This is a genomic window from Embleya sp. NPDC005575 (genome assembly GCF_040605455.1).
In the GTDB taxonomy this organism is placed as follows: domain Bacteria; phylum Actinomycetota; class Actinomycetes; order Streptomycetales; family Streptomycetaceae; genus Embleya.
Genome location: NZ_JBEXCV010000054.1, coordinates 1 through 12,590 on the forward strand (window position 1 = coordinate 1; position 12,590 = coordinate 12,590).

9 protein-coding genes and 2 pseudogenes are annotated in these 12,590 nt (G+C 70.8%); 6 read left to right on the plus strand and 5 right to left on the minus strand.

All coding sequences use genetic code 11. The features are described 5' to 3' along the window. The first annotated feature begins 262 nt into the window (after positions 1-262). From ABZS54_RS19590 to ABZS54_RS19600, 3 genes are all read left to right on the plus strand, one after another. Positions 263-841 carry a TerD family protein gene (locus ABZS54_RS19590; protein ID WP_026219140.1) on the plus strand — a complete coding sequence of 193 codons (579 nt, stop codon included), beginning with the start codon at positions 263-265 and terminating at the stop codon, positions 839-841. A 147-nt stretch (positions 842-988) separates the two neighbouring features. Then, a complete protein-coding gene (locus ABZS54_RS19595; protein WP_355537195.1) occupies positions 989-2,140 on the plus strand; it encodes a DUF475 domain-containing protein in 1,152 nt (383 codons plus the stop codon). A 151-nt stretch (positions 2,141-2,291) separates the two neighbouring features. Then, positions 2,292-2,984, plus strand: a complete 693-nt coding sequence (locus ABZS54_RS19600; protein WP_355537198.1) for a Tellurium resistance — start codon at positions 2,292-2,294, stop codon at positions 2,982-2,984. Positions 2,985-3,063: 79 nt separating this feature from the next. Here the strand turns inward: ABZS54_RS19600 and ABZS54_RS19605 are convergent, their stop codons facing one another. Continuing rightward, on the minus strand, positions 3,064-4,335 hold the full coding sequence (locus ABZS54_RS19605) for a TerD family protein (RefSeq protein WP_355537201.1): 1,272 nt from the start codon (positions 4,333-4,335) through the stop codon (positions 3,064-3,066). A 247-nt stretch (positions 4,336-4,582) separates the two neighbouring features. On the opposite strand from ABZS54_RS19605, the gene ABZS54_RS19610 reads away from it, so the two are divergent. From ABZS54_RS19610 to ABZS54_RS19620, 3 genes and pseudogenes are all read left to right on the plus strand, one after another. Then, complete coding sequence (locus ABZS54_RS19610; RefSeq protein WP_355537204.1) at positions 4,583-5,770, plus strand: HpcH/HpaI aldolase/citrate lyase family protein; 1,188 nt, start codon at positions 4,583-4,585, stop codon at positions 5,768-5,770. 86 nt (positions 5,771-5,856) lie between these two features. Then, positions 5,857-8,288, plus strand: a pseudogene (locus ABZS54_RS19615) (phosphoribosyltransferase). Continuing rightward, on the plus strand, positions 8,285-9,103 hold the full coding sequence (locus tag ABZS54_RS19620; protein WP_355537207.1) for an HAD family hydrolase: 819 nt from the start codon (positions 8,285-8,287) through the stop codon (positions 9,101-9,103). The pseudogene ABZS54_RS19615 and the gene ABZS54_RS19620 overlap by 4 nt, the downstream one beginning before the upstream one ends. Positions 9,104-9,424: 321 nt before the next feature. On the opposite strand, the gene ABZS54_RS19625 is transcribed toward ABZS54_RS19620, so the two are convergent. The 4 genes and pseudogenes from ABZS54_RS19625 to ABZS54_RS19640 form a co-directional block, all read right to left on the minus strand. Then, positions 9,425-9,904, minus strand: a complete 480-nt coding sequence (locus ABZS54_RS19625; RefSeq protein ID WP_355537210.1) for a hypothetical protein — start codon at positions 9,902-9,904, stop codon at positions 9,425-9,427. 254 nt (positions 9,905-10,158) lie between these two features. Next, positions 10,159-11,517: a hypothetical protein gene (locus ABZS54_RS19630; protein ID WP_355537213.1), complete on the minus strand. Its 1,359-nt coding sequence runs from the start codon at positions 11,515-11,517 to the stop codon at positions 10,159-10,161. A gap of 181 nt (positions 11,518-11,698) precedes the next feature. Beyond that, positions 11,699-11,884, minus strand: coding sequence for a hypothetical protein (locus ABZS54_RS19635; protein WP_355537216.1), 186 nt, complete (start codon positions 11,882-11,884; stop codon positions 11,699-11,701). 311 nt (positions 11,885-12,195) lie between these two features. Next, positions 12,196-12,582 (minus strand): annotated as a pseudogene (locus ABZS54_RS19640) (lytic polysaccharide monooxygenase); the annotation flags it as partial. Positions 12,583-12,590 lie beyond the last annotated feature (8 nt).

Below are 12,590 nucleotides of genomic sequence, written 5' to 3' on the forward strand. Positions count from 1 at the left end.
GGGGGGTGGCCCTGGCCTCGCCCTGGGGCGGGGGGGTTTCCCCCAGGTACTTGTTACACAACGTCTAACCGCCCCACAAACCCCCACCCCCCGCCGACCGCATCCGCGGTCGGCGGGCGTTCGCCGTCCCGGACTCGGGTGGGTCGCGCACACCGCTGTCAAATATGCCCCTGGGCACGCCTTGAGCTGTGCAAAAAGGGGGTCCCGCCGGGTCGGGGGCGTGGCAAGGTTGAAGCGAATGTACGACGATCAGGAGGAATCGATGGGGGTCACCCTCGCCAAGGGCGGAAACGTCTCGTTGAGCAAGGCCGCACCCAATCTCACCAATGTGCTGGTGGGTCTGGGCTGGGACGCGCGTGCCACCACGGGCGCCTCGTTCGACCTGGACGCGAGTGCGCTGCTGTGCGGCGGTGCGGGCAAGGTGCTCGGCGACGACTATTTCGTTTTCTACAACAACCTCAAGAGCCCCGAGGGTTCGATCGAGCACACCGGCGACAACCTCACGGGCGACGGTGACGGCGACGACGAGGTGATCCTCGTCGACCTGATGGCCGTTCCCGAGCAGGTCGAGAAGGTGGTCTTCCCGGTCTCGATCTACGACGCCGAGATGCGCGGGCAGACCTTCGGACAGGTCCGCAACGCCTACATCCGGATCGTGAATCAGGCGGACAACAACGAGCTGGCGCGTTATGACCTCACCGAGGATGCGTCAAGCGAGACAGCCATGATCTTTGGAGAACTTTACCGTTACCAGGGGGAGTGGAAGTTCCGCGCAGTAGGGCAGGGGTACGCTTCGGGCCTGCGGGGGATCGCACTCGACTTCGGCGTCAGCGTGCAATGAGTACGTACTGACGTTGCGTCAGGGTCGGTCACCCGGTGGGGCCGGCCCTGACGCCTTTCCCGAGGTCTCTCGGGTGGGGGAGTGAGGGCCGGTCTTCCTGATGACCCACCCGGAGCTGCAATCCCCAGGTAGATAAGGACCTCATCCGTGGTAATCCGTACGTTCGGCTGGTCGTTCGGCGTGACGGCGGTCGGTCTCGCCGTCGCCGCGTATTTCTGGGGGGCGACCGGATTCGGCATCGTGCTGATCCTGTCGATCCTCGAGATCTCGTTGTCTTTCGACAACGCTGTAGTAAACGCCACGATCCTCAAGAAGATGAATGCCTTCTGGCAGAAGATGTTCCTGACGGTCGGCATTTTGATCGCCGTCTTCGGCATGCGGCTCGTCTTCCCGCTGCTCATCGTCAGCCTGACCGCCGGAATCGGCCCGGTGGACGTCGTCGACCTCGCGTTCCACGACGACAAGATGATCGACGGGTTGACCTACGCACAGCACCTGGACGAGGCGCATCCGGCGATTGCCGCCTTCGGTGGCCTGTTCCTGTTGATGATCTTCCTGGACTTCATGTTCGACGACGAGCGCGAGCACCGGTGGATCGGCCCGCTGGAGCGGTTCACCGGCAAGCTCGGCAACTTCGACGTGCTCTCCACGCTGATCGCGCTGATCACGCTCGTGGTCGTCGCCCAGACGCTGTCGCCCGCGCACAAGGAGGGCACGGTCATGGTGGCCGGCGTGCTCGGCCTGATCGCGTACCTGGGCGTCGGCGGGCTCTCGGACTACTTCGAGACGCACGGCACGCTGGCGCACATCAACGACGAGGAGGACGAGGACGGCGCCGAGGCGGGTGCGGAGCCGGCCAAGGCCGAGGGGCGCAGCGGTCCCAAGCCCGTGCAGCTCGCCGCCGGCAAGGCCGCGTTCTTCATGTTCCTCTACCTCGAGGTGCTCGACGCGTCGTTCTCCTTCGACGGTGTGGTCGGTGCGTTCGCCATCACCCAGGACCTGCTGATGATCACGCTGGGTCTGGGCATCGGCGCCATGTACATCCGGTCGCTCACGGTCTACCTGGTGCGGCAGGGCACGCTGGACGACTACGTCTACCTGGAGCACGGCGCGATGTACGCGATCGGCGCCCTGGCGACGATCCTGCTGGTGTCGATCAAGTGGGAGATCCACGAGGTGATCACCGGCATGGTCGGGGTCGGCTTCATCGGCATCGCGCTGATCTCCTCGATCATGCGCAACAAGCGGATCGGACATGTTCCGGGGCAGAACAACAGCGGTGTGAAGGTCGACGCCTAGCTTTCGGCCGCACCCCGCACGCAGGACCTCGACCGGTACCGCGCCCGAGCACGATTCGGGCGCGGTACCGGTTTTTTCGGGCCCGGTTATGTTGTGTACTGGAGCCGCCACTACGCGTACGCGTGCCGGCCGGGGGATCAGGGAGGGCTTGATGCCGCTTTTCGACTGGCGTCGGGGATTGATGGAGCGTGAGCCCGAGCACGGCGGGCACAAGGTCGCGCTGACCCGCTCGACGCCCGAGGTCTCACTGACCCAGGCCGGTTCCGCGACCGGGACGCTGCGGGTCAATCTGCACTGGAACCCGCAGGTCGAGGAGGCGCCGCCGAGACAGCGCAGCGGCGGCCTGTTCCGGCCGCTCGCGGTGCAGACGCCGCCGTTGCCGCAGAAGATCGACCTCGACCTCGGCTGCCTGTGGGAGATGAGCGACGGTTCCAAGGGCGCGGTCCAGGCGCTGGGCAACCTGTACGGGGCGTTCAGTCAGCCGCCGTATGTCCGGCTGGACACCGACGACCGGTCCGGATCGGCGTCGGGTGAGACGTTGTTCATCAACATCGACCAGGCGCGCAACGTGCGCCGGTTGTTGATCTTCGTCTACATCTACGAGGGCATCCCGGCGTTTGACCAGGTCAACGGGGTGGTCACGCTGTTCCCGAACGCGGGTCTGCCGATCGAGGTGCGGCTGGACGAGCACGCTCGCGAGGCGCACACGTGTGCGGTCGCGGTGGTGGAGAACCACGGCGACGAGATCGTGGTCCGGCGCGAGGTGCGCTACGTGCACGGCTATCAGGCCGAGCTGGACCGGGAGTACGGGTGGGGGCTGCTGTGGGCACGCGGCTACAAGTGAGCACGCATCGCCGAGCCCGCTCGGCCGGGCCGTCCCCGGCCGTCGCCACGCGCGGCGGCGGCCGGGGACGGCGGATGGCTCAGCCCTGGAACTGCGGGCCCTGCGGCGGTGAGTCCAGCCGGCGCAGCTGCGGCGGGCCGCCCTGACCCTGCGGCGGGGTGCCCGGGTATTGCTGCTGGGGTGGCATGCCCATGCCCTGCGCAGGGGTGGTCCCGTGCGGCATGGGAGCGCCGTGCGAGGGCGTGTACGGCCCGGGCGGCTGCGGGACGCCGTGGGCCGGCGAGTACTGGCCCGGGGCGGGCAGCTGCGGGCCGCCCGGTGGCATGTGCATCACGCCCGGCGGGGTCTGGAAGGCCATTCCGTGGGCGGGTGTGCCGGGCGGCGGGCCGCCCATGGCGTGCGGGGCCTGCGGCGGGGTGCCGCCGAACGGGGGTGGCGGGACCGGTGCGCCGGCGGAGGGGGTCTGCGGGTAGCCGTGCGGCGGGCCGCCGATCGTGTGCGGGGCCGGCGGCGGCGGGATCATCGGGCCGTCGTGGCGCGGCGGAGGCGGCGGCAGCGGGGCGCCGCCGTACGGCGTGTTGCCGGAGATCGGCAGTACGCCCTGCGGCTGGGCCGGCTGCTGCGGCGTGGGCGGTGCGGGCAGCGTGCCTTGGCCGTACTGCGGCAGGACGGCGGTGGGAGCCGGTTCCTGGCGGGCGGGCGGCGCGGGCGGCCCGTCGCGGAACGCCGGGGGCGGCGGCGGGGCCGGCGCGGTGGGCGGGGACTGGTGCACCGGCGGTAGTGGCATCGGGGCGGGTGCGGGCGCCGGGGCGCTCGGTTCGTCGTCGACGCTGATGCCGTAATCGGTCGCCAGGCCCGCGAGACCGCTCGCGTAGCCCTGCCCGACCGCGCGGAACTTCCACTGGTCGGCCCGTCGGTAGATCTCGCCGAATACGAACGCCGTCTCGGTGGTGGCTCCGGCGATCGGGAAGTTGAGCAGCTCGCCGCCGCCGTCGGCGTCGTACAGTCGAAGGACGAGGCCGGGCACCGAGCCGATCGTGCCGCCGTCCGCGGACGCCGCCACGATCACGTGCTGCACGTCGTTGCCGAGCGCGGCGACATCCACCCGGACGCCGTCGGTGCAGCTGTTCGGGGCGATGTGCTTGCCCTCGTGGACGACCGTGCCGGACGGATGCCGGGGCTGGTTGTAGAAAACGAAGTCGTTGTCGTCGCGCACCTTGTTGTTCGCACCGAGCAGCAGGGCCGAGGCGTCCATGTCCGGAACACCGGCTCCCGGCCGCCATTCGAGGACCACGCGCACGGACCGGGCAGGGAGGGCCGTATTCGCTCCCTTGGACATCACCTGGGTCATGGGCCCATCCTGCCGTCCCGAAGGAGCTGCGCTCAACGTGGGGCGGGCTCGTGACGATTGTGTGAACACATGGTCCTATAACCGGATCGTACGCCTTCGATTTTGCTTTTCGGTTACCGTAGTCAGCGCCTGCCGGCGGCTCACCGGCTCGGCGCGAATGCGCCTTTTTCGAAGCACCAGGGCGCGTACGGGTTCCCGCCCCGACGCGCCTTTGCCACCACCGTCAGTCGAGGGGGATCAGATCACGATGCGGCATTTCGACTACCTGGACGATGCGGTCCGCGATCATCTGTTCCACCGCCCGCCGGAGACCTTCGACCGGGACAGCGACTCCGCCGTCCTGGCCGCGGCCCTCGGTGCGACGCTGTACAGCCCCGCGACGCGCGGCACGCTCGCGGCCGACATCGTCAAGCAGGCCGCCCGTGGCGTGACCTCGATGGTGTTGTGCCTGGAGGACTCGATCGACGACCGCGAGGTGGTCGGTGCCGAGCAGAATCTGGTCGAGCAACTGGCCGGGTTCGCCCGCACCGGCGTCGAGGGCCCGCTGCTGTTCATACGGGTCCGGCACCCCGAACAGATCACCGACCTGACCGAGCGGCTCGGCGAAGCCCTGGACGTGCTGTCCGGATTCGTGCTGCCCAAGTTCGAGCCGGACAGTGGCGCGCGCTACCTCAAGGCGCTGGATGAGGCGATCGCGCTCAGCGGACGCCGGCTGTACGCGATGCCGGTGCTGGAATCGCCCTCGATCGCCTACCTCGAACACCGGCGCGCGGTACTCGCCGAGCTTGCCGAGCTGGTCGCCGCGCACCGGGACAAGATCCTCGCCGTGCGGATCGGTGCCACCGACTTCCAGTCCGCGTACGCGCTGCGCCGCTCCCGCGACCTGACCGCGTACGACGTGCACCTGGTGGCCGGCCTGATCGGGGACATCGTCAACGTGTTCGGCCGCGCGGACGGTACCGGACACGTGATCAGCGGACCGGTGTGGGAGTACTTCCCGCAGGGCGAGCGACTGTTCAAGCCGCAGCTGCGCCGCACCCCGTTCGCCGAGGCCGAGGACCCGGACGAGGCGGTCGAGCTGCGCACCCGGCTGATCTCGGCGGACCTGGACGGGCTGATCCGTGAACTCGAGCTGGACAAGGCCAACGGTCTGCTCGGCAAGACCGCGATCCACCCCAGTCACGTGGCGGTGATCCACGCGATGTCGGTGGTCACCCACGAGGAGTACTGCGACGCCACCGACATCCTGGCCGAGAGCGCGGCGGGGGGCGGGGTGCTGCGCTCGGCGTACACGAACAAGATGAACGAGGTGAAGCCGCACCGGGCTTGGGCCCAGGCGATATTGCGACGGGCGCAGGCGTTCGGCGTAGCGGGCGAGGAGGTCACCTTCGTCGATCTGCTCGCGGCCGGCATGGAGTGCATCGGCATGCGGTGAAGGGCCGACGGGGCCGGGTGCCCCCGCGGCGGTGGGATGCGATCGGGTATCGAGGGAAGCGAGTTCGTGCGTTGAGTGAACATCGGATGGAAACCTGGTCGGGGAGTTGGGTCGCCGAGCGACTCGACGTGGCGCTCGCGGGGGACGGCCTCGACGCGCTGGTCGGGCTCGCACTGCGACGCAATCCGCGCCGGGCCCACCTGCTGGTGTCCACCGTGCTCGGCAAGCACATCCCGCAACTGCCCGCGGTCGTCCACGACGCGGGCCGCGAGTTGGGCGCGCGCGTGGCGAGCGTTGTGATCGGCGAGCCGACGCCGGTGGTGCTCGGCTACGCGGAGACCGCGACCGGCCTCGGGCACTGTGTGGCCGAGGCCCTGCCCGGGGCCACCTACCTGCACTCGACCCGCCGTCCGGTGGCCGGGGTCGCGCAGTTCGGTGCGTTCGAGGAGGAGCACTCGCACGCCACCTCGCATCTGATCCTGCCGCGCGATCCACAACTCCTGGCCGGTACCGGGCCCTTGGTGCTGGTGGACGACGAACTGTCGACCGGACTCACGGTCGCCAACACCATCCGGGAGCTGCACGCGGTGGCGCCGCGGGCGCACTACGTGATTGCGGCGCTGATCGATGTGCGCGGTCCGGCCGACCGGGCCGAGTTGGAGGTGTTCGCGGCCGAACTCGGCGCCCGGGTGGACCTGGTGAGCCTGGCCGCGGGCACCGTCGAGTTGCCCGAGGACGTGCTCGTGCGCGGCACCGCGCTGGTGGCCGAGCACGACGGCGGCCGGGCGACCGAGGACGGGACCGGCACGGTGCGCACCCTCGACCTGGACTGGCCCGCCGGGTTGCCCGACGGCGGCCGGCACGGGTTCACCCAGGCCGATCAGGACGCGCTGGAGCGGGCCTTGCCCGCGCTGGGCGCCGCGCTGGCCGCACAGGCGGTCGGCCGGCGGATCCTGGTGCTCGGCTTCGAGGAGCTGATGTACACGCCGCTGCGGCTGGCCCGGGCGCTCGCCGAACACGTGGCGGCGGACGTCGAAGTGCGCTACTCGACCACGACCCGCTCGCCGGTGCTCGCGGTCGACGATCCCGGCTACGCGATCCGCACCAGGTTGGAATTCCCGGCCCACGACGACCCGTCGGACGGTCCCGGTGCCCGCTACGCGTACAACGTGGCGGCCGGCACCGATTCCGCACGACGGTTCGACGAGGTGCTGATCGTCGTCGACTCGGTCGCCGACACCCCCGAACTGCACGCGCCCGGTGGGCTGCTGAACGTGCTGTCCCGGGTCACCGACCATGTCGGTCTGCTCGTTGTCCCCTCCTTCACCCCCGAGGTGCGCAGGTCATGAACCACCAGCCGAGCCCGCACGGGCACGACACCGGCAAGCTGCCGGACCCGCTGTACGGGCCCGCGTTCTCCTCCTACGCCGCCGACGAGGTCGCCTGGCTGCTCAAGGACCTGTCCGCGGTGGAGTTGGAGGCACCGCTCGAGGAGCGCGAGGAGGCGATCCAGCACGCGGGCGCGCACTACGCCGAGTCGCTGCCGATCGAGTACCAGCCCTCGCCCGAGTACCAGGCGCTGTTCCACGCCGCGTTGGACGCCTCCGCGGACCGGATCGCGCACGCGGTCGGCGTGGTCACCGAGACCATCCTGGCCGAACGCGGCCACGACGCGGTGCTGGTCTCGCTCGCCCGCGCCGGCACCCCGGTGGGTGTGCTGATGCGCCGCTGGGCCCGGCGTGCGCACGGCCTGACCCTGCCGCACTTCGCCGTGTCGATCGTGCGCGGACGGGGCATGGACACCACCGCGCTGCGCTGGCTGGGGCGCGAGTTCGACCCGTCGCGGGTCGTCTTCGTGGACGGCTGGACCGGCAAGGGCGCGATCACCCGGGAGTTGTCCGACGCGCTGGAGCTGACCGCCGAGACCACCGGCATGCGCTTCGACCCGGAACTGGCCGTGCTCGCCGACCCGGGCTCGTGCGTGCGCACCTACGGCACCCGGGACGACTTCCTGATCCCGTCCGCGTGCCTGAACTCGACGGTGTCCGGGCTGGTTTCGCGCACCGTGCTGCGGGACGACCTGATCGGCCCGGACGAGTTCCACGGCGCGAAGTTCTACGCCGAACTGGCCGACGCCGACGTTTCCGGCCTGTTCCTGGACGCGGTCGCCGCGCGGTTCGCCGCGGTGACCGAGGACGTCGCGCGCGATCAACCGGCACTGGCCGCGAGCGACCGATCGCCGACCTGGGAGGGGTGGCGCGCGGTCGAGCGGATCGGCGTCGAGTACGAGATCGACAACATCAACCTGATCAAGCCCGGCGTCGGGGAGACCACCCGGGTGCTGCTGCGCCGGGTCCCGTGGCAGATCCTGGCCCGCAAGGGCGTCGGCGCGGAGTTGGACCACGTGCGAATGCTCGCCGCGCAGCGCGGGGTGCCGGTGGTCGACGTGGACGACCTGCCGTACTCGTGCGTCGGTCTGGTCAAACCGGGCTTTCGCCGGGAAGGGAGCGACGCGTGAGTGTCGTGGTGGCCAGTGACCTGGATCGCACCCTCGTCTACTCCAGGGCCGCCGCCCGATTGGGCCTGGCGGCGACGGACCCGACGCCCGAGCTGGTGTGCGTGGAGGAGTACGACGGCGGGCCGATGTCGTTCGTCACGCGGGACGCCGTCGCGTTGCTCGCCGAACTGGCCGAGCGGACCACTTTCGTGCCCACCACCACGCGCACCCGTGAGCAGTACGGCCGGATCGTACTGCCGGGTCGGGCACCGGAGTTCGCGATCTGCGCGAACGGCGGCCACCTGCTCGTGAACGGCGAGAGCGACCCGGACTGGCATGCGCAAGTGCACAAGGGCCTGGCCGAGAACGCCGCTCCGCTGCCGGAGGTGGTGGCCCATCTGGAACGGGTCGCCCGTCCCGAGTGGACCCACAAACTCCGGGTGGCCGAGGACCTGTTCACCTACCTGGTGGTGGAACGGGCCGAGCTGCCGTCCGAATTCGTGCCCGAGACGACCGCGTGGGCGGCCGAGCGCGGCTACGGCGTCTCGCTCCAGGGTCGCAAGCTCTATTTCGTTCCGGAGGCGCTGACCAAGGGCGACGCGGTGCGCGAGGTGGCTCGGCGGGCGGGCGCCGCAGCGGTGTTCGCGGCGGGCGACTCGCTCCTGGACATCGAACTCCTGCGTGCGGCGGATGCCGGGGTGCGGCCGGGGCACGGCGAACTGGCCGAGACGAACTGGTCGGCGCCGCACGTCGAGGCGCTGACCGCCCAGGGTGTGTCGGCGGGGGAGCGGATCGCGGCCTGGCTGCTGGAGCGGAGCCGCCTGCCGGTCGAGTGACTGGGCGATCCCGGCGCCGGGATGGAGCGGGCGAGCCGCCGTGGTTGCCGGCCGGGCCGGATCCGGCGGCGAACGCCCTGGTCGCCGGCGTCCCGGCGCGGGTGGGTCCGGTGGTGCGTCGGGTGCCGGCTCGGGAAGTGCTTCGGGAGGCTTCGGGCAGCCCGGAAAGCCGACATCCGCACCGTGAGCGGGACGCGGTGCGGATGTAAACCTGACGCCGGGGGGCCGGCTGTGCCCGACCGTGGCGCTGCGCGGGCTCGGGCGGTGTGCGGTGCCGGCGCGGTGGTCGGAGCCGGGTCCGGACCCGGGCCGGGCCCGGGCTCAGACGCAGGCGCCGCGCACGGTCAGTAGTTCGGCCCGGGCGTGCAACTGCCGCCCGCACTCCATGTCGAAGGTCAGCTCGAAGCCGTCGCGCGCCGCCCGCACCCGGGTCAGTGCCACCTCGGTGAATCGGTCGAGCGCGCCGCACAACTCGTGCATGACCAACCCGGTCGAGGACAGGCCGAGCACCGTGCCGTCGCCCAGGGTCACCAGGTCGCAGCCGCGGTTGCCGGCCGCCGCCTGGGCATCGGTCACCCGCAGCGGGCCGCGGCCGAGCGAGTGCAGCCAGGTGACTGCCTGGCGATGCAGCACCGCGCGCTCCTCCTCGTACGCCAGGACCATCATGCGGTGCATGTCGGTCATGTCGTTCGTGTGCAGCGGCAGTGCGGGGGCGGTCCCCGGGGCGCGGCGCAACGCGCGCAGACTCGGCAGCGCGAGCACGAGGAGAAGGGCGAGCAGGAGTATCAAGAGCACGGACATGTGCGACTTCCCGGTGTCGGCAAGTGGTCGACGGCGCGGCGCACGGGGTTTCGGACCCATGAACCGGGACCAAGGTCCCGAAGTCGGCCGGTCCGACGACTTTAAACCTTAAATTTCGGGAAGGTGGCCGAAGGTGCCGATTCTTTACCCGACTGGTCGAACATGGCGACGATTCCACTACACTGAGTTGCGTAAAGTGCGTTTAATACGAAAAATGTCGCTTTTCTTGTTTCGAATAGTGACGCACCGTGATGTCAGTGCGGTCCGGGGCCGGCCCGGTCCTCGCGGATGACCTGCACGGTGGCCGCGACCTCGGCCCGGATGGCGCGGGTCTCGCTGAGGAAGCGCCACCAGTCCGGTCGCGGGTTCTCCGGTTCGGCGACGATCGCCTCCAGACGAAAGACCAGCGCGTCCAGCCGGCGGGCGTAGCGCTCCTCGGCGTTGGCGCGGCCTCCGAGCGCGAGCCGCTGGGCGTCGCGCAGCGCGAATCGCGTGCGCTCCAACTCGGCCTCGGGGTCGCGGGCCACCTCCTCCAGCGCACGCAGGCGGTCGTTGACCGAGGCCATCGCCTCGTCGGCGTCCTTGAGGGTGGCTCGTGCGGTGGCCAGGCGGCTGACCGCGTCGGCGTACTCGCCGCGTCCGGCCGCGGCGCCGGCCTCCTCCAGGCGGGCGTGCGCGACACCCAGCGACTGGCGGGCCTTGGCCGGGACCTGCTCCAGATCGGTCCAACAGGACTGGACGTAGTCGCGGCGCAGGCGGTGCAGGGCGGGTTCGACGCCGACCAGCCGGGACTCCAGGGCCTGGGCGCGGGTGCGCAGCGAGGACAGCCGATTGGTCACCTCCTCGCGCTGTCTGGGCAGCCGTTCGGCCTCGGCGCGCAATTCGCCGGCCGAGGTCTCGATTCGGCGCGCGATCTCCAGCGTGCCCGGAATACCGAGCGCGGCCGGGCCTCGGTCCAGCTCGGCCAGATCGATCCGGATCGCGGCCAGGCGGGCGGTGAGGCCGCTCGTGCCCAGGCCGGCCCGCTCGGTGTCGGCGACCGCCTCGGCGGCTTCGGCGGCGGCCCGGCGGGCCCGATCCACAGCCGGCGGCAACTGCCCGAGCGCTTGCTCGGCATCGACGAGCAGCGGGCCGAGCGAGGTGCCGAACCGGTCCAGGTCCTGGCGGACCGCGTCCAGCTTGCGGGCGGTCTCGGTCAAGTCCCGACGGGCCGCCTCGTATTCGTCGGTCTCCAGTTCGACGTCCAGCGGATACCGGTCCATCAGCGCGATGTATGCCGCGCTCGCCTCGTCGATCCGCAGGCTGACCGCGGCGAAGCTGCGCAGTGCGTCCTCGGTGCCGCGCGCGCCGCGGACGGCCCGGACCGTCTCCAGCGAGAGCATCATGTCCCGCTGCGCGGTGTCGAGCTGGAGGAATGCCTCGCCCGCCGCCTCCCGGGCGGCCAGCGCCGCCGAGCGGGCGGCGTCCTTGCGCCGACGCCACGGGCGCGTCTCGCCGCCGGCGAACGCGGTCGGGAGCAGGGCCAAGAGCAGCGGCGCGAGCGTGATCGACAGCGGAAGGCCGACCCCGAGGGACCGTCGTGCGGATCCGACCACCACGCCTGCTCCCGTCACCGTGCGAACCGTGCCCACTCCATCCTGCCCATCCTTCCAGGTGCAGTCCGATGGAGGTCCACCAAGTGTCCGTGTGGGGCGAGCCCGACCGGGCGGATGGGCTGCGGTGGGTTCGGATATTGCGATGTATTTGCGTGCGCGAGCCTGTGCGGTCACCGCGTGTGATCACCCGTGTTCGCGGTCAACCACCGGCGACAGCCGAGGACGAATCGAGTACCGTCCGTCCTTTTCCGGCCATCGGCGCGGCGTACTCGCCGCCACGCTCGTCGGCGCGGTACGGCGTGGCGTGCCGCTCGCGGGCGGCGCGGATTCGGCGCAGTGGGCGTAAGGGCGACTGCGGCATCCGGGTCGAGGACGGCCGGGCCACGCGCTTCACCCTGCGGTATTTGGCCGGGGGTGCGCTGTGCAAGGACCTCGCGCCGGCCGGCGCCGGCCGCGCCGGCGGGCGTCGTGGAGCGCAGGCTCGCGTCGACGGGTGCGGGGCTGTCGGCGGTCGGCCACGATCCGCCGTTGTTGCGGTGCCGGTGCGATCGGGTGGTGGAGTATCCGGGCTGAACCCGGGCGCGCCGGTCCGGGCCCGGGCCGCATTTCACGGCCGGGCCCGGCGGCGCGGTGTGTCGCGTTCGACTGCCGGGCGGGTGGTGTGCCGCGTTCGGTCGCCTGGCCGGCGGTGTTCGGTCAGAACTTCACGTCGGAGCACGAGTAGAACGCGTTTTCGGTGTCCGCGACGTCCCAGACCGCGAAGATCAGCGCCTGGCCGGTGCGGCCGGCCGGGAGGGTGCACGTGTGCACGGTGTGTGCGGCGGGCAGGGCGCCGCCGTACGGGACGGTCAAAAACGGCGTGCTCTCGATCTGCGCGCGGCTGATCGGCTGGGTGGGATTCCAGCTCGGCTTGGTGATGTAGTAGCGGAACGTGCTGGTCGAGTGCCGGGCCTCGATCTCCCAGGTGAAGCTGAACGAGGCGCCCGAGGTGAGTGCGGTGGTCGGCCAGGTGCCGTTCCGCGGGTCGTCGAGCGGGGCCCACCGGCCGTCCGCGCCGGCGCACAACTTCCCGTCGGTGCGACCTGCGCGAG

Coding starts and splice junctions, on each gene's coding strand:
- ABZS54_RS19600 (WP_355537198.1), top strand. CDS start 2,292: ATGCCGCTTTTCGACTGGCGTCGGGGATTGATGGAGCGTGAGCCCGAG.
- ABZS54_RS19625 (WP_355537210.1), bottom strand. CDS start 9,904: ATGTCCGTGCTCTTGATACTCCTGCTCGCCCTTCTCCTCGTGCTCGCG.
- ABZS54_RS19610 (WP_355537204.1), top strand. CDS start 4,583: ATGCGGCATTTCGACTACCTGGACGATGCGGTCCGCGATCATCTGTTC.
- ABZS54_RS19590 (WP_026219140.1), top strand. CDS start 263: ATGGGGGTCACCCTCGCCAAGGGCGGAAACGTCTCGTTGAGCAAGGCC.
- ABZS54_RS19605 (WP_355537201.1), bottom strand. CDS start 4,335: ATGACCCAGGTGATGTCCAAGGGAGCGAATACGGCCCTCCCTGCCCGG.